At 56.6% G+C, this 17556-nt stretch carries 16 protein-coding genes; 3 read left to right on the top strand and 13 right to left on the bottom strand.

The genetic code is table 11. The features are described from left to right. The first annotated feature begins 837 nt into the window (after nucleotides 1–837). A complete protein-coding gene (locus tag ACXAGD_RS14010; RefSeq protein ID WP_475211468.1) occupies nucleotides 838–1374 on the top strand; it encodes an AAA family ATPase in 537 nt (178 codons plus the stop codon). A gap of 269 nt (nucleotides 1375–1643) precedes the next feature. Here the strand turns inward: ACXAGD_RS14010 and ACXAGD_RS14015 are convergent, their stop codons facing one another. The 7 genes from ACXAGD_RS14015 to ACXAGD_RS14045 form a co-directional block, all read right to left on the bottom strand. Next, nucleotides 1644–1988: a RidA family protein gene (locus tag ACXAGD_RS14015; protein ID WP_170326513.1), complete on the bottom strand. Its 345-nt coding sequence runs from the start codon at nucleotides 1986–1988 to the stop codon at nucleotides 1644–1646. Between the two features lie 17 nt (nucleotides 1989–2005). Beyond that, complete coding sequence (locus ACXAGD_RS14020; RefSeq protein ID WP_475211470.1) at nucleotides 2006–3007, bottom strand: D-cysteine desulfhydrase family protein; 1002 nt, start codon at nucleotides 3005–3007, stop codon at nucleotides 2006–2008. A 61-nt stretch (nucleotides 3008–3068) separates the two neighbouring features. Next, on the bottom strand, nucleotides 3069–3797 hold the full coding sequence (locus tag ACXAGD_RS14025; RefSeq protein ID WP_475211472.1) for a TSUP family transporter: 729 nt from the start codon (nucleotides 3795–3797) through the stop codon (nucleotides 3069–3071). 37 nt (nucleotides 3798–3834) lie between these two features. Continuing rightward, the gene (locus ACXAGD_RS14030) at nucleotides 3835–4575 is read right to left on the bottom strand and encodes an aspartate/glutamate racemase family protein (RefSeq protein ID WP_475211473.1); all 741 of its coding nucleotides are present in this window, start codon (nucleotides 4573–4575) and stop codon (nucleotides 3835–3837) included. Nucleotides 4576–4603: 28 nt separating this feature from the next. After that, nucleotides 4604–5842, bottom strand: a complete 1239-nt coding sequence (locus ACXAGD_RS14035; protein ID WP_475211474.1) for an NAD(P)/FAD-dependent oxidoreductase — start codon at nucleotides 5840–5842, stop codon at nucleotides 4604–4606. A 4-nt stretch (nucleotides 5843–5846) separates the two neighbouring features. Beyond that, a complete protein-coding gene (locus tag ACXAGD_RS14040) occupies nucleotides 5847–8060 on the bottom strand; it encodes a TRAP transporter permease (RefSeq protein ID WP_475211476.1) in 2214 nt (737 codons plus the stop codon). Nucleotides 8061–8140: 80 nt separating this feature from the next. Further along, the gene (locus ACXAGD_RS14045; RefSeq protein WP_475211477.1) at nucleotides 8141–9148 is read right to left on the bottom strand and encodes a TAXI family TRAP transporter solute-binding subunit; all 1008 of its coding nucleotides are present in this window, start codon (nucleotides 9146–9148) and stop codon (nucleotides 8141–8143) included. A gap of 128 nt (nucleotides 9149–9276) precedes the next feature. Here ACXAGD_RS14045 and ACXAGD_RS14050 point away from each other — a divergent pair, with 128 nt between their 5' ends. After that, nucleotides 9277–10245: a LysR family transcriptional regulator gene (locus ACXAGD_RS14050; protein ID WP_475211478.1), complete on the top strand. Its 969-nt coding sequence runs from the start codon at nucleotides 9277–9279 to the stop codon at nucleotides 10243–10245. 690 nt (nucleotides 10246–10935) lie between these two features. Here ACXAGD_RS14050 and tcuB read toward each other — a convergent pair. From tcuB to ACXAGD_RS14065, 3 genes are read right to left on the bottom strand one after another with little or no spacing between them, the layout of a single operon-like run. Then, the gene (gene tcuB, locus ACXAGD_RS14055) at nucleotides 10936–12015 is read right to left on the bottom strand and encodes a tricarballylate utilization 4Fe-4S protein TcuB (RefSeq protein ID WP_475211479.1); all 1080 of its coding nucleotides are present in this window, start codon (nucleotides 12013–12015) and stop codon (nucleotides 10936–10938) included. Beyond that, entirely contained in the window at nucleotides 12005–13399 is a 1395-nt protein-coding gene (gene tcuA / locus ACXAGD_RS14060; protein ID WP_475211481.1) for an FAD-dependent tricarballylate dehydrogenase TcuA, read from the bottom strand. The genes tcuB and tcuA overlap by 11 nt, the downstream gene beginning before the upstream one ends. A gap of 11 nt (nucleotides 13400–13410) precedes the next feature. Beyond that, a complete protein-coding gene (locus ACXAGD_RS14065) occupies nucleotides 13411–14091 on the bottom strand; it encodes a GntR family transcriptional regulator (protein ID WP_475211482.1) in 681 nt (226 codons plus the stop codon). 78 nt (nucleotides 14092–14169) lie between these two features. Between ACXAGD_RS14065 and ACXAGD_RS14070 the strand changes: the two genes are divergently transcribed. Further along, nucleotides 14170–15234 carry an AbrB family transcriptional regulator gene (locus ACXAGD_RS14070; RefSeq protein ID WP_475211483.1) on the top strand — a complete coding sequence of 355 codons (1065 nt, stop codon included), beginning with the start codon at nucleotides 14170–14172 and terminating at the stop codon, nucleotides 15232–15234. Here ACXAGD_RS14070 and ACXAGD_RS14075 read toward each other — a convergent pair. Genes ACXAGD_RS14075 through ACXAGD_RS14085 form a run of 3 tightly spaced genes read right to left on the bottom strand, consistent with a single transcriptional unit; the run spans nucleotide 15203 to nucleotide 17555 of the window. Beyond that, complete coding sequence (locus ACXAGD_RS14075) at nucleotides 15203–16183, bottom strand: D-2-hydroxyacid dehydrogenase family protein (protein WP_475211484.1); 981 nt, start codon at nucleotides 16181–16183, stop codon at nucleotides 15203–15205. The two genes, ACXAGD_RS14070 and ACXAGD_RS14075, sit on opposite strands and share 32 nt — an antisense overlap. After that, nucleotides 16180–16416, bottom strand: coding sequence for a hypothetical protein (locus ACXAGD_RS14080; RefSeq protein WP_475211485.1), 237 nt, complete (start codon nucleotides 16414–16416; stop codon nucleotides 16180–16182). The genes ACXAGD_RS14075 and ACXAGD_RS14080 overlap by 4 nt, the downstream gene beginning before the upstream one ends. Nucleotides 16417–16466: 50 nt before the next feature. Further along, on the bottom strand, nucleotides 16467–17555 hold the full coding sequence (locus ACXAGD_RS14085; RefSeq protein ID WP_475211486.1) for a 4-oxalomesaconate tautomerase: 1089 nt from the start codon (nucleotides 17553–17555) through the stop codon (nucleotides 16467–16469). Nucleotide 17556: the final 1 nt, after the last annotated feature.

A 17556-nucleotide genomic window follows, 5' to 3' on the forward strand; every position in this document is an offset into this window, starting at 1 on the left:
ACTGTAAGTTCTTTGAAGGTCCGCTTTGTTGAAGTATGAAGAGCCACTGAGCAGGTAAAAAGTGTCGTTGAAACGGTTCCAAATCGAAGGTTGCGATGATTGTGCGGAAAGGCAGGTTGTAAACAATTGGCAAGAAACACTGGCAATCCACCCAAAGTAAGTACTCCGAGAATTGGTGAGCTTCCGACCTGGTGGTCCAAGATTATGGGCATTAAATGCCCGGAATGCGGTCGTCCTCAGCCACCACGAATGATGGCTTCAACTAATCCCCATCGCGGGCTCAACAAAACCGACTTCCACATGTGCGGAGGCTGTGGAAAACTCCTCTATTTGACTGGTAGGCGGCGTGTCCGGCGATTTTTCTTATTGGTGTTACCCACATTTTTCGGAGTTGCGGTTTTGGGGTTTTCTGTTCTTCGGAACATCGAAGGCCTGAACACTTATCGTGAGGCAAGGGAAACTTATGAACCAAACTTTTTGGGTTTTCTATTAATGTGTGCCGCGATTTACATTGCTGTGAGTTTGCTATCGCGTTTTGAAATTGTAGGAGTTGCTGAATCGTCAGAAACGGACATAGAGCAAATGCAGCGCACCCGTTAAACTTCAAGCTATCAAAACTGCTACGTGGACGTTTCTGAGTCTGAGAAAACCCATTGCTCCGAGACGCTATATACAAAATGCAGACCTTGGAGCTTGTGCAGCGAATTTACACTTAGCCCGCCGTTCTGTCATCTACCGGTCTTGCAGCTGAGGTCCGCGATTGAGCCCTTGCTGCAATTTTCGGGTTCGCGGCATCAAGTGCATTGAAGGTCACCGAGCCACGGAAAGGGAGTTGATTTGGGTCGTAGGTTTGTTCTGCTGACAGGGTGTTCGGGCGGCGGAAAATCAAGTCTGCTGAAGGCCTTGGAAGAGCGCGGGTTTCCAACGATCCAAGAGCCCGGCCGCCGCATCGTTTCAGAGGAACTGGCAAGACAAGGCAAGGCTCTGCCATGGCTGGATATGAAGGCGTTCGCACTGCGCGCAGTTGAGATGGCCAAGTCCGACTTACAGGTCGCGAAACACATAGATGGCATTGTGTTCTTCGACCGTGGCTTGATCGACGCGGCTGTCGCTTTGGCACATTCTGGTGGCCAAACGATCGAGGAGACAATTGGTGAAACCCAAGCATACTGGAAGCGCGTTTTCGTGGTCCCGCCCTGGAGAGAACTGTTTGCCAATGACGCTGAACGTCGGCACGAATTCGATGCAGCAGTGCAGGAACACATCCGCATCGAGGAGGCTTTGGACGCGCTAGGCTACATCAGAATTGCGCTGCCCAAGGTGTCGGTTCAAGAACGGGCTGAAATCGTGTTGAAGGAGTGCGGCGTACTTTAGTTCGAAGGTCCGCTTCGTCCGTTCCTGAACAGCTTATCTTGCGGTTGGGCTGCCGCTGAAGATCGCGATTGCAGATCTGGTGCGCTGGATGAAGGACCGTTCTTTTTCCAATGTGCAACAAGAGTTTTTCACCCGTTGGAGGTGCCGATAGCACCGTAACTTAGGAGCAGGCAGCACTACTTCGCAAGAAACAGCGCATTAACTGAGGACTTATGCCTGCTATACCTAGAATACGGCTCGCCGATCTTGCGAAAACTCCCGCTAGCGGTTCAATCACAGGCTGCCGTCACAATCATTTCAACCTTCAACACACTACGGGCAAGTTTGGATTCACCGCAGGCGCGGGCTGGAGCGTGGCCTTCGGGTACCCAGGCGTCCCAAACGGCATTCATCTCAGCAAAATCTGCCATGTCAGCAAGCCATATTTCGCATTTCAGAATACGGGTCTTGTCGCTGCCGGCTTTTGTCAAAAGGTCCTCGACCTTAGCTAAGATGTCGCGTGTTTGCTCAGCTACAGTAGGTGCGTCCGATGTCTGGCCGCAAAGATAGGCAACACCGTTGTGTTTTACGATCCGGCTCATGCGTTGGCCGGTTTCGATCCGGGTAATGGTCATGTTTCGAGTTATTCCTGTTAGTGATTTTTGTGGTGGTTTGGCTGGAAGTAGGATTGGTTATCTACCAACTCGTTTTGGTACCCAAAGAGTGCAGGCAACCCACCCGTGTGCACCATAACGACTTTCTGCCCGGGTTGGATTTCTCCTGCACTTACCAAATGCAACAATCCAGCGAAAGTTTTCGCGGAATAGACGGGATCCAGGAATATTCCTTCCGTGCGAGCCATCTTTTCCAATGCAGCTCGCGTCCCTCCACTGAGTTTCCCGTAGCCGGGAGGCAGCGCTTCATCCAGAACGTTAACCCTGTCCTGTAAAAGTGCTGCGTCGATATCCAACAAATCCGCCAGTTTCTGCAGTACGGTGTTCATTCGAACCATTTGCTTTTCGCTATCCCGGCGTACGCAGACGCCAAACACAGAGGCGGCGTTTTCTTCCAAGGCTATTCCAGTCAACAAGCCTCCATGTGTGGCTCCACTACCTGAGGGTACGACAACCGCATCGATATCAGGCATCTGATAACACAATTCCTGTCCAGCGACGACGTAGCCCAAAGCACCCAAAGGCGGATGATTTAAACCCAGGTGAATGACATAAGGTTTGCGCCCTTGCGCCTTCAGTTCGTTGGCACGCGCGTGCAACGCAGCATCCGCACCGGCTTCGTCCTCGCCCTCGGGGTAGGTCATGTGTTCGGCACCCAGAATTTGTGCCAACAACACATTCCCAGAGCTGTAGTACGCCTCGCCCATATCCGACACACGCTCTTCCAGTTGCAGGACGGATTGCATGCCCAGTTTTGCTGCGGCGGCTGCAGCAGACCGAACAAAGTTTGATTGAACTGCGCCGGTGATCAGAATGGTATCGGCACCTTTCTGAAGCGCATCACCGAAATAGAACTCAAGCTGCCGCGTTTTGTTTCCGCCAAACCCAAGCCCGGTTAGGTCATCGCGTTTCAGCCAGAGGTCGATGCCCAATTCCGAAGACAATCTGTCCAGCCGCTCCAATGGGGTTGGGCCTGACATGAATTGGGCACGAGGGAATCTCTCCAGTTTGTTGTCTTTTGTCATCGTCTGCCCTTCGAGTTTACGCGACCGCAAATGCGCGATGAAAGAGAACGCCGCAGGCTATCAAAGAAACCACGCGGATAGCCGTTGTGACCAAGGTCTGCGGTAAATGGGGCCCGACTGCACGACCCAAAAGGCTGCCGAACAGTGTGAGCGCGACAAAGCCCCATAGCTGCGGGCCATAGGCAAACACCTGCGTCTCGGAAAGGCTGTGCAATAGGAATGCAATACCGTACGCCACCAGCGCAATGGGTTGAACCAGCTTGGCAACCTCTTTGGCTGGACGGCCTTTCGCAATCAATCCGAAAACCATCAACGGGCCGGGCGTCGCTGCCCAAACAGTTGCCAGCCCGGACAAGCCGGAAACGGTCGAAAACCCTGCTGTTCCAATTGAGCGACGCAAAGGCAGCAAGGTCGTCACTAGCCCGACCAGCAACAGGCTGGCCGTTAGGGCAAGGACAAACGCCTCGCTCAGCCAAGGGTATACGACAAGGCCCGCGACCACTCCGATAAGGCATCCGATGATGGCCGTGCGAATGGTCTCACGGTCGGTCCTCAGCACCTTTCGGTCTGTCGCCACCGCTGAAACGACGGTGTTCAACAGCAGCAGGATTGGAACAGCCGTTGATGTGCCAAGCAGGATCATCATCGGCGGTCCGGCAAGGATGCTGAAGCCGATGCCGACGCCGACTTGCAGCATTGCGCCAAGGCCGATGGCAACCATCAGGATGGCTAGGTCAACGGACACTTAAATCCCCCAAGTCCCGCGCGATACTGCTGTTCCTTTAGGTCCAAGGCATGATGCCGGCATAGGATTTGCGCGTCGCAACGGTATGCGCCATCTGCGCCAGTGTCGTCAAATCGAAGACGGGAAGCTGTAACTCTTCTTGAAGGCGCGCAGCATAGGGCGGCAAATCTGTGCACTCGAGAACCAGAGACCGTATTTCCGGCGCTTGGTGTTTCAGGCGCTGCGCCACCTCAAGGACTTCGGCCTCAATCAGATCGGTGTCCATGCGGGTTCGCGTGTTCCGCAGGATCACCTCGGCAAACTCGCTGGTGTCCTCCAAGCCTTGCACTGCGACGGGAATGCCCGCCGCGCCGACACCTTCGAAGTGCTTCGGCGTCAGGGCCGACGCATCTGCGGTCAGCACGCCCACCGGTGCATTCGCCCCGGTCATATGAAAGGCCAGAGGCACCTGGATCAGACTGGATGCAAAGACGGGCACTGAAACAGCAGCGGCCAGTTCCTTTTGAAACAAGGCCAGAAATCCGCAGCTACCCGTGATGGCCCGAACGCCCTCGGCCTCAAGCCGTTGCGCGCCCTTAATAAAGGGCTCCAGTAGCTCGGGCGTCGGGTTGTTTAGCAGGGTCGGGACGGTGATGCCGTCTATCATTTCGTAAAGAACGGGAAAGGAAAGGCTGGACGGATTCTTGATATGCCCGGGCGGTTTTGGGAAATAGCTTTCAAGGCACAAAACTCCGATCGAAGCCCCGCAGATGTTTTGGCCGCCTTCATAAATTGGCATGATGCTCAGGTCCTTTCGAATAGAGGATTTAGAAACGGGCCAGCGAGAACGGGTCCAGGTTGATATTCGGGCTGCGTCCGGATACCAGATCCGCCACAAGCTCTCCGGTCTTTGGCGCCATCATCAGCCCGTAGTGTGAATGGCCGAACGCGGCAAAAAGCCCATCCTTTTCGTTCAACGGCCCAATCGCTGGCAGGCTATCGGGAAAAGAGGGGCGCCGACCCATCCAGAACTGTGCCTCGCCAGTATTGAGGTCCGGCACCAAAGACTTTGCCTGATCGGTGAGTATCTTTTCCTTGCGCGGATCGGCCGGCGCATCGACACTGCCAAATTCGGCTGTACCGGCAACCCTCAGACCGCCCTGCATTGAACTTGCGACGACCTTTGCGTCCACATCCATGACAGAGTTGTTCAGCACAGCCGAGGGGACAGGGAATTCAACGTGGTACCCCCGCTCGGCTACTAGCGGCACAGGTATGCCAAGGGGTTTGAGCAGGTCGGCAGACCACACTCCGGCCGCAAGGACAATATTGCGCGCGTGCAGCGTGTCATGTGACGTGGCAAGCTGCCAAATACCGCCTTCAGTGTGGCTCAGCTTGGTGACTTCGGCCCGCACAAACTCGGCCCCTTGCGCACGTGCTTTTTCGGCCAATACAGCGCCCAAACGCCCAGGAGAAGTTGCGCGGGCCTGACCTTTGATCACAATCGCAGCCTTGAGGTCCTTCGACAGCGCCGGTTCAAGACGTTGCAATTCAGCACCGTCGACACGCTCCAACTCGCCGCCTTTTTCCCGGCGGATCAGATAGCCAAGATCATTCAGGTTGGCTTGTTCCGGGTTGCGGAATGCGTGAATATAGTAACTGTCCGCGATCAGCGCTTCGTGACCCGTGCCCTGCAGGTGCCGACGGTACAGATCAATGGACGGACGGCATAAAAGCTCCATCGCATCTGAGACTTCGCGAACCGTCTTTTCACTAGACTTACCCAGAAAGCGCAGCCCCCACGGGATCATCTTCGGCCAAAAGGACGCCCGAACTGAAAGCGCGCTTTTTGGGTCCAACAGCATCTGGGGCAGCTTTTTCCAAATGCCCGGAACTGCCTGCGGAATGATCGACCAGGGCGACACAACCCCCGCATTGCCGAACGAGGTCTCCTGCCCCGGGTCGCTCCGGTCGATTAGACGGACCGGTATGCCCCGTTCTTGCAGCGCCAGCGCGCAACATATGCCGACGATCCCTGCGCCGATGATGGTCACTTGCTCTGTCATCGCATCAGGCCGGGGAATGGCTGCGATTGCGCGAGATCAGTTGGCTGACAATAACCGGTGAGGCCACAGCCAGCGCGATCAGGTCAGCCGTCAGGCTAGGCGCGACAAAAATCACCCCAGCGATGGCCATCAGGATACGCGACACGATGTTCAGCGGTTTCAGCCAATATCCGACCACGGCTGCGGACAGGGCGATGACCCCAGCGATACAACTGGTGGCGGTGTAGGTGAACTCCCAAAAGTTGAACCCGGTTGAGGACACGAACAATAGGACCGGCGCATAAACGAACGCCATTGGCGCGATCACCTTGCCCAACCCAAGGGTAAAGGCAGAGAGGCCGGTTCGGAAAGGATTGGAGTTCGCAATGGCCGCCGCCGCATAGGCCGAAGTGCAGACTGGCGGCGTGATCTCGGACACCACACCGTAGTACAGCACGAACAGGTGGCTTGCGATCGGCGGCACACCCAGCTGCGCCAGCGCAGGCTGGGCAACCGAGACCAGCATAATGTAAAGCGCGGTGGTCGGAATGCCTGCGCCCATCAGGATGCAAACAACGGCTATGAAGACGAGCGAGATGAAAAGTTGCAGGTCTTCCATCGCAAACAACTGCCAGCTGCCGAACGAGATCATATTGTAAAGGTCTGAGGCCAGATTGCCTGCGCCTTGAGTGACCATGAACCCGATACGGAAGCCAATGCCGGTTGTGTTGATCACACCAACGACGATGCCGACGGCGGCAGCTGCGGCGCCCACGGCCAGCGAGTATTTCACACCCAACTCAACCGCTTGCAACATCTCGGGTACTTCGATGCGTTTCTGCGGGTTCAGCGTGGCGATCATTGACAAGGCACACAGGATCGCCGTCATCGTCAGATCGAAGCCGCCATCCGAGAATTTCCACAGCACAAAGGCTAGGAACGCAGCGGCATAAATCAGCGTGGGCGGCTGTTTGATGCGCGACATGCCTGCGATCACTGCCAGAGAAATGCCGCAGAAGGCGGACATGAACGGCGTATAACCTGTGAACAGCACAACCAGCAGGCCGATCAAAGGCACGATGTTGGCCCAACCTTCGGCCCAGACTGCTTTGAGCTGCGGCAGTTGCTCTTTCGCCAAGCCTTGCAGGTTCAGCTTGCGTGCCATCAGGTGCACCACCGCGAAGACCCCGACATAGTGAAGGATCGCGGGGAAGATCGCGGCGATGACGATGGTGGTGTAAGGCACCTCAAGGAACTCGGCCATGATGAAGGCCGCTGCCCCCATGATCGGCGGTGTGATTTGCCCTCCGGCTGACGATGCGGCTTCGACGCCGCCCGCAAAATGGCCGGGGTATCCAAGGCGCTTCATGTTGGGAATAGTCAGCGCGCCGGTCGAAACGGTGTTGGCCACCGAAGAACCCGAGATCGTGCCGAAGAACGCCGAGGATACCACCGACACTTTTGCCGGCCCGCCGGTATAGCGGCCCGCCAAAATGGTAGCATTGTCGATGAAGAGTTGCCCCAATCCGGTGCGCTGCGCGATCACGCCGAACAGGACGAAATGGAACACGATGGTCGAAACAACCCAGAGGGTGACGCCATAGATGCCTTCCTGCGGGAAATACATCGACGACACGAAGGTTTTGAAGTTCACACCGGGATGTTGCAGCAAGCCGGGGAAATACGGACCCAACAGGGCGTAGGAGATAAACACACAGATGATCAGTGGCAGCACCCAACCCAGCGTGCGGCGTGCGATGTCCAGAACCAGCAGGATGATGACTACGCCCAAAACCACGTCATAGGTGTTGGGGTTGCCCATTCGGAACGTCTGTTCCTCGATCCCCAGAAACGGAATGCCGCGCCAGGCGACTCCAACATACAGCGCAGCGATGATCCCCAGCGCCATAAAAACCAAGTCGTATAGAGGAATGTTGCCGATACGGAACCGGCTCACCTTAAGCGCATAAAGGTTTTTAGAGCCGATAATCGGAATTGTCGCGTAGACCAGAATGAACAACAGCGCCAGATAGATACCCATATGCCAATGGTCGGCGGGCAGACCAAAACCGGCTGTGAAGAATTCGTAGAACGCAAGGATCAGGGCAACAATGCGCAGCACCTTGCCTGCGGTGGGCGTGACCTGCCGGACGGCGGCACCTTCGTCGAACTGTTCTTCGATGGCGGCCAGTTCCTCGGCCGTCAGTTCGTGGTCATCAAGTTTCTGGGTCTCGGACATGATGGCCCCCCGATTTCGCATAATTCCAGAGTGCGGTGCCCCGCGCAGGGGCACCGACGACAAGTTTCAGTAAGCTACGGTTACTGAAGCAGACCGGCTTCTTTATAGAACTTCTCGGCCCCAGGATGCAGCGGAACACCCAGCGCTTCGACACCGTCCAGCGCCGTGTCGGGCGTAATCTGCTTGCCCTTTGCATGGCCGTTATCCAGCAGCTTGCGGGTGTTGTCGTTCCACAGGGCTTTGGTCAGTTCATATACCAAATCGTCTGACAGGTCCGAGGACACCACCAACATCGCGCTAACGGCCGGTGTTTTGGTGTCAGCATCGATGCCTTCATAAACACCGCCCGGAATGGCCGAGGGGATATAGGCCGGGATGATCTCATTGATTTTCGCCAGATCATCATCAGAGAAGGAATGCAGGTTCATGCCTTTGGTTGACGACAACTGCACCATCGCGGCAACCGGCCAGCCTGCAGCGTAGAAATAGGCATCCAGCTGACCATCAGCCAGACGCTCGGCGCTTTGGCTGTTGTTCAGCTCGGCCTCATCCATATTGTCACGGTTGACGCCCCAAGCATCCAGCATCTGCAGCACGGCAACCTGTGTACCGGAACCGGCTTGCGCGATACCGACGCGCTTGCCTTCCAGATCGCTCAGATCGTTGATTGTCTCACCAGCAGGCAGAACCAAGTGCAGATCTTCTGGGAACAAGTTGGCCACGATGCGCAGATTTGGATGGGGTTTACCCTCGAATTTACCTTCACCCAAATACATCGAGCGGGTGACGTCGGCTGCGGCCAGCCCGGCCTCAAGCTCTCCGTTCTGAACAGCAGCATTGTTGAATACCGAAGCGGTGGTGGACTGCGCGATCGCGATCAGACCCGGTACGCCGCACTGGCCGCCTTCTTCGCACGGGCGCGATCCCGGAGGGGCGGAGATTCCGTTTGCGATGGTGCCGCCGATGGGGAAGTAGGTTCCGCCTGCGCCACCCGTGCCAATGCGGAAAAAGGTTGGATCCTGAGCCAGCGCAGGGGCGGCAAGCGCGCCTGCCAGAGCCAGTCCCGTCAAACATTTCACAAATTTCATCATCATCTCCCTTGTTGGAACGTCGGATTCGGTTTGGCCGAATTTCGATCCTGCAAGCGTAATGGCAATTTTCATTAATACAAATTTGTTATATTTCACAAAACTAAGGTTTATCTTATATATCGATCATGAACCTTACGCAGTTGACCGTTTTTCGCGAGGTGATGGAGACCGGCTCCATCTCTCAAACCGCCAAGAAACTGAACCGCACCCAGCCTGCGATCAGTCTGGCCTTGAAGAACCTTGAAAAGACCCTTGGCCTGACACTGTTCGAGCGAAAGGGACGGCGATTGGTCCCTGTTCCCGAAGCGCATTACCTTTTGGCCGAAACCACAGGTATTCTGGACCGCCTTGCGACGATTTCCAGCACAATGGAAGGGTTGATCAAAGGGCATTCCGGCAGCCTGAATATCGCAACGATGCCGGGCCCTTCGGCCTTCCTTTTCCCACGCTTCATCAGCCAATCGGTCGGCGAGAACCCCGAGATACGTATCACATTGTCTACGCGCAGTTCGCCTCAGATTATGGAGCTTGCAGGCACGCAGAATATAGATTTTGGCTTCGCAGACTTCGAACATTCAGCCGGGAAAGAGCCTCAGTATTCAACAGAGCTGATCCGAGCGGATTGTTTTTGCGCCGTTGATCGTGACAGCCCGCTTACTTCGCGCAAGACCGTATCCATTTCCGATCTCGACGGGACCCCCATGGGGGGATTGCATTCCACGCATCCGTTCCAGCGCAAAATTCGGCAAGAGTTTCAGGATGTATCCGCTGATTACAACCCAACAGTGACCTGCCAGTACTTTCTACCTTTGATACCATTTGTGAGTTCAGGTCAGTGTTACTCAATCGTGGATCCGTTGACCGTGGCGACAGAGCAAGAACTAAACCTGTCCAATGGAAAGGTCGCGTTTTTGCCCTTCAAAAAGCCGCTCCGATATGAATATGCGCTCCTTGAGCCCGATCACCGACCACCGTCTCAACTGGCCTTAAAGATCAAAGCCGGCTGGAAAGCTGAAGTTTTAAAGATGTTGGCAGGGGTGAAGGCCAACCCTCAAGCAATTGGGATAGATGAAACAGGAAGCGGGCAAAACTGAATAACACTGTTTTACAAACAGCAACCGTATCCGTCCGACGATCTAGCTGGTTTAGGTCTTGATCACTTTGCTTTCAATGTTGCCAATATTTTGGGTTGATCCTGATGTCATATCCCAGTCTGGCAATCATGTTTAACTTCTCCTCGGTTGGATTAGTGTCAAACTCAAATACTCAGTCACAGAGCTTTTCGAAAGCGACGCCCCATTCAAGATTGACTGCCAGATCCGCGTAGTCGTGAAGCCACCGATCTTGCGTACGCCCTCGGAAACCATTGATGAGAGTTACTGTTAGCTTTTCCAGGTCGCGCTGTTTTTAAGGAGATCATCGAACTGCATGCTCTGAACGGCCGAAGCGCCACGGCATGAGTTCGTAATACAAATGATCTTGTGATCTGGCAGACGCTCAAGAAGAAAAGCGAGTCATGCATCTAGATCTACATCGGATGTCGGGCGACCCATAGTTTTACCATTTTTCGAAAGCTAAATCATTGATTTTGAATAATTATATTCTTCATGGACGCACGGGCTTTGCCACTTGCGACGCTGGGGCATTCTTGCAGACCTGGAAAGCTCTTGGTTCGGCCCATTCCGGACATGGAACGCCACTCGAAGCACTGCAACGCAGAGGTCTTCAAAATCAATCTTGATCCCATAGCATGTTCTTTCCGCTCACACGGGCGCGACGGGATGTTAACGGACCGCGGACAGATATCTTTTTCGTTGCGCATCCCTAACAAGCGCAACAAGCCGATAGAAGCCGTGTGCCATTTTTGTGTAGGGTGAAAGGAGGAAAAACGTTAGGACCGATCCGAGGTGGATGGCCAGCAGCGCTGGCATCAGAGGCGTTGAACCAAGGGCATAAAGAACCAAACCGCTGAGCCCCACAAACCCGAGCAACAGGATAAATCCGATATCCCCGCCCCATGCCGAGGTATCGCCAAGTTCGCGGTCTGACTTTAACTTGAGCGCAGCCATTGCTCCACACCCCACCGTCAACAGCAGCCCCCCGGATATCCCGAACAATTTGGGTAAAGACCAGAACCCATAAGGCGCGTGCAATCCAAACGCATAGTGCATGATCGTCGCGACCGAGGTGGACGCAAAGCACAACAGGAATCCATACATAATGGCGTGGTGGATGTGTCGTCGGCCCTGACTGAAACGGTCTTCGTCCTCGAAGTTACAGCCCTCGCCGTGGCCTGCGGCCAGATCCTGCATCTTACCCGCGCGTTTGAACGCAGCCATCAGATCAGACATCTGGATCGGTTTGCCGCCAACTTTGGCCCAATAACGCCTAAGGCTGGTGGCTATGCTGAACAGCGGCAGCAGGAACGCGGGCGCAAAGATCGCGACCATCGCGTTGTGGGAGAGGACGGCATAGAACCCCTCGCCTCCGCTGGAACCAATAGCGCGGATCGCCCAGAACAACAGGGCAAGTCCGATCACAAGCGCCAGGGCGATGGCCCCACCATGCGTGTGAAACCGGCGCGCCAGCGGTTGCGGCCATGCAAAGCTCTCCCAGCTATCGCGCCGCACTTCGGCCAGCGCATTAGGCAGGTTCAGATTGAACTCATGCGGGGCGGTGTATTGGCAAGCATAGTAGCAGCCTCGGCAGTTGTGGCAGAGATTGGCCAGTTGCGTGATGTCCCCGTCCGAAAAAGCGCGTTCGGCATGAAGCGATGGGAAGACCGAGCAATAGCCCTCGCAGTACCGGCAGGCGTTACAAATCTCGGCCTGACGACGGGCTTCTTGAATAAGATCAGTTTGCATAAGCGGCAGCCTCACGTCCTGCGATGCGTCCAAACACGGTCCCGATGGTCATGCCGAACCCTGCCAGATAGCCTTGTCCAAGGATCGAGCCGGCCATGGTTTCGCCGGCTGCCCACAGGTTTTGGATCTTTCCATTTGGGGTCGAGCACTGCGCCGCGTCATCAACCTTCAGCCCCAGATAGGTGAAGGTCACGCCGGTCCGCAGCGAGTATCCGTAGAATGGTGGTTCGGTGATTGGGCGCGCCCAGTTGGTCTTGGGTGGGGTCAGGCCCGAGGTCGCGACCCCGTCCAGTTCGGTCGGGTGAAACCCGCTGGTGTCACCGCAAGCGGCGTTGAATTCGCTTACGGTTGCTTTCAATTTGTTCGCAGGCAGGTCCATCATCCCGGCCAATTCGTCCAACGTGTCCGCCTTTAGCGGCGGGAACACGGACGGCATGAACAGGTTCAGCGACTTGGCGTCGATGATCACGTACCCCACCTGATCCGGCTGGGCCGCCACTAAACGGCCCCAGATCGCGTAGCGCTTGGGCCAGACATCCTCGCCTTCGTCATAGAACCTCTGGGCGTCCTTGTTCACGACGATGGAAAACGGCACGCAGTCCAAACGGGTGACGATGCCGCCGTCGAATTTCGGCGCACGCCCGTCAATTGCAACAGCGTGGCATTGGGTCGGATCACCGACGCTATCGACGCCTTGATCCAGCAGATCGGCCAGCACCACGCCTCTGTTGTAGGGCGTACCCCGGATTAGGAAGTTCTTTGCGGGCTCACCCCAGGCTCGGGTGAGCCAATCCGTATCCGCCTGAAACCCGCCGGAGGCGACGATGACCGCCTTGGGCGTAATGCGATGAGACTGACCTTCGTAGGTGTAATCCACCCAATCGATTTGATCACCATTCAGCTCCAGATGCGTAACTGCCGCCTCATACAGCACATCAACGCCCAGCCCAGCCGCCGTCCGAAAATATGCGTTTACCAGAGACTTACCGCCCCCCATAAAGAACGCATTGGTCCGCGCCAAAGATAAAGTTCCCGACAAAGATGGTTGAAACCGAACCCCGTGCTCCTCCATCCAGGGCAAGCATTCCTCGGAGGTGCGGATTGCGAGGCGGGCGAGATGTTCGTCGGTTTTACCACCGGTGACTTTCAGCAGATCCGAGAGATATTCGTCTTCGCCATACTCTTCGACCAATGGCCCCAAAGGCGTTTTGTGCATGCAGCGAAAATTGCGCGTATGGCGCGAGTTTCCGCCGCGATAGGGTTTCGGAGCGGTTTCGAGGATCAGAACGCGCGCGCCTGCCTCGGCCGCGGTCATTGCGGCGCAGAGGGCGGCGTTGCCGCCACCGATCACAGCGATATCGTAAGCTTCCTTTGGGGTGGCCATATCCTGTCTACCTACTGATTTTCGTCGATTGAGCGGTCGCGGTCCTGCAACGCTCGGATACGCATCCGCTGAGCAGCCTGAATATGCGCCCGCATTTCTGTTTCGGCCGCTGCGCCGTCGCGAGCCTTCAGAGCGGCCATGATGCGCCGATGTTCCGCCACTGCCGTCTCGGCCCGGTCGCCATCCAGCAATTGAGACGGTCCGAGGATCAACAGCGCTTTTTGCAAGGAGAGCATGGATTTTGCCAAAAACCGGTTCTTAGCGGCATCCAAAAGGGTCGCGTGAAAGACCCTGTTGATCTGGGCAGCATCGGGGCCAGTCTCCGCCTCGGCCAGCCGGTCATTCAAGAGGTCCAACTCTTCCAACTCGACATCCGAAGCAGCACGGGCCGCCAACCGCGCGGCGGTGCCTTCCAGCACGGCGCGCATTTCATACAATTCCATAACTTCGGCGTAGTCCAAACTGCGAACAGTAGCGCCCTGCCGTGGAACATGCGTGACCAGCCCGTCGGCCTCCAACTGCCGGATCGCTTCGCGCACCGGAGTACGGCTGACGCCCAACCGCTCAGACAGCTCAATCTCGCGCAGGCGGTCGCCAGGCAGAAGAGTGCCGTCGCGAATCTCGTCCAGCAGGCGCTGATACGCGGAATTGCCTTGTGGGCCAGGCTGTAAGGAGTCGTCTTGGATTGTCATCGCGGGCTCTCTTGTCATCTTGTGTCCAGATGTATACATTTGGATACATAGCGAGTCAACAAAGCTGGAAGGCCCACCTTGCACAGCCAAACCAACACCCCCTCTCTCCTGACGAAACGGGCTGTAACGCTCGGCCTGGCAGTGTTGGGCACTGGGGTGTTTTGGGCGCTGAACCTGCCGCTGCCCTTTTTGTTCGGGCCAATGAGCGCATGTCTGATAGCAGCTCTTGCTCACGCACCGATGGAAGGCTTTGGGCAGGTCTCAGTTGCCGCCCGCACCATTCTGGGCGTAGCGGTGGGGGCATCGATTACACCTGACTTATTTGATGCGTTGCCAAAGATGGCCGCATCGTTGGCGCTGATTCCGCTCTTTATTTTGATTATCGCGCTGGTCGGGGTGCCCTTCTTTCGCAAAATCTGGGGCTTTGACACCGCAACCGCCTTTTACGCAGCCATGCCCGGCGGGTTGCAGGACATGATCATCTTCGGCACCGAGGCTGGCGCCAACCCGCGCACCCTATCTCTGATCCACGGCACCCGCGTTTTGATCATTGTGACACTGGCCCCCTTGTTCCTCACCGTGTTCTATGATGCCCAACTCACCAATCCGATTGGCGAGCCCGCGCGCGACCTGCCGCTGCATGAATTGGCATTGATGGTTCTGGCGGCCTTCGTTGGCTGGAAAGGCGGTGAGCGGATCGGTCTGTTTGGAGCATCAATCTTGGGGCCGATGATCCTCACGGCAGTCCTTTCGCTGGGCGACTTTATCCATACCCGCCCCCCACGCGAAGCCATCCTTGCCGCGCAGTTCTTCATTGGCTGCGGAATTGGCGTGAAGTTTGTCGGCGTCACCTGGATAGAACTGCGTAAAGTCGTGGCGGCGGGCTGCGCCTATGTGGTTGTTCTGGCCGTGCTGGCCGCGGCCTTCACCGCCGTTGTCACCACGTTAGGCTTCGGCAAACCAGTTGAGGCGTTTCTGGCCTTTGCCCCCGGCGGGCAGGCAGAAATGACGGTGCTGGCTATCGTCTCGGGCGCGGATTTGGGCTTTGTAATTACCCACCATCTGGCAAGGATCGTGTTGGTGATCATCGGTGCACCCATCGTCGCAAATCTTATTCTGCGTTGGTCCAAACCTCGGGGTTGATCATATGGATCGGAGCGCCTTCGGCATAGGCATTCACCTGATCGAAAATATCCGCGAACTGCAGGTCGAACTCATCCTCGGTGACAAAGCCGATATGCGGCGTCGCTATCAGGTTTGGATGTGCCAACAACGGATCGTTTGGGTCAGTCAGTGGCTCGGTATCGAATACATCAATCGCCGCTTTGCCGGGGCGACCGACGTTGATCGCTCCAAGCAAGGCACCCGGAGCGATCAGCCCGGCCCGCGACGTGTTCACGAACAATGCGCCCGGTTGCATCTGCGCAAAATCTGGTGCGGTGATGATCCCGCGCGTGTTCGGTTTCAGACGCACATGGACCGAGACGACATCACTGTCGGCAAAGAATGCCTCACGGCTGGGCGCGACCGGCGCACCATCTGCCTTTGCCCGTGCCCGGCCTTCGTCAGAGGACCACCAGACCACATTCATCCCGAAGGCCGCGGCATAGCCCGCAACCGCGCGGGCAATGCGCCCATACCCATAAAGCCCCAGCTGACGCCCACGCAGCGTTTTGCCCACTCCGGCCTGCCAGTGGCCAGCCTTGACCGAGGCCATCTGCGCTGGCAGATCCCGCATCCCGGCCATGATCAGCGCCCATGTAAGTTCAGCCGCAGCGTAAGACGGCGTGCCTCCATGCATGTTCGAACACAGCAATACGCCGCTATCGGTACAGGCCGGAACGTCGACATGGGGATAGACGCTGCGCTGACTGATCAGTTTCAGGTTCGGTAGCTTCTCCAGCAATTCGCGGGTGACCTTGGTGCGTTCGCGGAACAGGACAAGTGCTTCGGCCTGCTGCAATCGCTCGGCCAGGGCATCCGTGTCCTCGACGTGATCCGTCCAAACCTTCACCTCATGACCAGAGAGCTTCTCAAAGCAAGGCAAACTTTGCAGCGTGTCGAACCAATCATCCAGAATGTGAACTTTCATCGGCTTTCAATACCCTGATCTGTTGTCAGCTTTCGTGGGGTTGGCACAAAATGCGGCGCGTCGAGGGCCGCCAGCGCGTTTCGGACGCGTTCGCTTTGATCCAGCAGATGGTTGAACTGCTCATCGCACCCTGCGATCGGCGTTGGGTACTCAGCCATATCTCGCCGCAAGGCCGCCTGCGCCAGCTTCAGTTCCTGACGTGCAATACCGAGGCATTCCGAGTAATCGTCCATCGTGACCTCCCAATATGTATACCGTAGTATACTATTTGAGGGATACTTGATCAACTCCCGTTCCAAACAGATTGCGGCACATAAACATGCCCATCCGCCAATTTGCGTGCGGTCCGCACTAAGCCCGCCGCGTTCACGGAAAACCCGTCGGTGCTGGTGAAATCCACCAGCACGTCGATTTTGCCGGATGCGTGCTCCAACACGACCTCAGCCGGGCTTGTTGTGGGGCGATCCAGTAAACCGTCCGCGACGGTTCCGGGCGTTAAAGCACAAGACGCCATGCATTGCGCCCCGGTGACGGCCATGGTCGGGTGGGTTTTCCATGGCATGAAGTACCGCACCGCAAGAGTTCCGCCCTCTCTGGCAGGCGCGACGAGGCCGAACTTAGGCGTCACCGACTTGGACACATCCCCCATGCCCATCCGTTGCCCTGCTTCGACCCGAACGGCCTCCATCTGCTCAAAAAACGCGCGGTTTGCGTCCAACTCCTCGGCGCTTTCATAGCCCGTCAACCCGAAGTCGGCGGCGCGGGCGATGGCCATCGGCATGGCGACATCCATGCAAGTCAGTTCAATGCCCTTAACTGTATCGCGCAGGTTGCCCGTGGGCAGGAAAGCTCCGGTGGCCGAGCCCACGACGCCCATAAAACTCAATTGAACCGGTGATGAATGGCCAGGAACGCCGGCAATTTCCGCATCGCCCTCATAGGTCAACTCACCTCCGGGCGTATTTACTTTGGCTACGACCCGAGCCCCAGTGTTGACGGCCCGAATGCGAATCTCGGATTCATCGCCCTGCGGTTTGAACAGCCCCATCTCGATGGCTGCAGGGGCAACACCAGACAAGATATTGCCGCAGGTGGGTTTGAAATCGACCAGCTTCTCCTCGACCGAGACCTGCGCGAAGAAATAGTCGATATCGGCCCAGTCATCGTCACTGACCGACAGCATCGCGACCTTGGTGGTCACTGCCGCGCCACCGCCGATGCCGTCGATGTTCAACGACTGCCCGGAACCAAGGGCGGCGATCAGCACCTCGGCCAGCGTGTCCAGATCCTCGGGCAAATCCGAGCGGCGGAAATACGGACCTTTGGAAGTGCCGCCACGCATCAAGATGTAAGGGATTGCGGTTTGGGTCATT

The sequence above is a fragment of the Ruegeria sp. ABF4_144 genome, from assembly GCF_056160045.1.

Coding starts and splice junctions, on each gene's coding strand:
- ACXAGD_RS14015 (WP_170326513.1), bottom strand. CDS start 1,988: ATGACCATTACCCGGATCGAAACCGGCCAACGCATGAGCCGGATCGTA.
- ACXAGD_RS14020 (WP_475211470.1), bottom strand. CDS start 3,007: ATGTCAGGCCCAACCCCATTGGAGCGGCTGGACAGATTGTCTTCGGAA.
- ACXAGD_RS14030 (WP_475211473.1), bottom strand. CDS start 4,575: ATGCCAATTTATGAAGGCGGCCAAAACATCTGCGGGGCTTCGATCGGA.
- ACXAGD_RS14035 (WP_475211474.1), bottom strand. CDS start 5,842: ATGACAGAGCAAGTGACCATCATCGGCGCAGGGATCGTCGGCATATGT.
- ACXAGD_RS14040 (WP_475211476.1), bottom strand. CDS start 8,060: ATGTCCGAGACCCAGAAACTTGATGACCACGAACTGACGGCCGAGGAA.
- ACXAGD_RS14045 (WP_475211477.1), bottom strand. CDS start 9,148: ATGAAATTTGTGAAATGTTTGACGGGACTGGCTCTGGCAGGCGCGCTT.
- ACXAGD_RS14050 (WP_475211478.1), top strand. CDS start 9,277: ATGAACCTTACGCAGTTGACCGTTTTTCGCGAGGTGATGGAGACCGGC.
- tcuB (WP_475211479.1), bottom strand. CDS start 12,015: ATGCAAACTGATCTTATTCAAGAAGCCCGTCGTCAGGCCGAGATTTGT.
- tcuA (WP_475211481.1), bottom strand. CDS start 13,399: ATGGCCACCCCAAAGGAAGCTTACGATATCGCTGTGATCGGTGGCGGC.
- ACXAGD_RS14065 (WP_475211482.1), bottom strand. CDS start 14,091: ATGACAATCCAAGACGACTCCTTACAGCCTGGCCCACAAGGCAATTCC.
- ACXAGD_RS14075 (WP_475211484.1), bottom strand. CDS start 16,183: ATGAAAGTTCACATTCTGGATGATTGGTTCGACACGCTGCAAAGTTTG.
- ACXAGD_RS14080 (WP_475211485.1), bottom strand. CDS start 16,416: ATGGACGATTACTCGGAATGCCTCGGTATTGCACGTCAGGAACTGAAG.
- ACXAGD_RS14085 (WP_475211486.1), bottom strand. CDS start 17,555: ATGACCCAAACCGCAATCCCTTACATCTTGATGCGTGGCGGCACTTCC.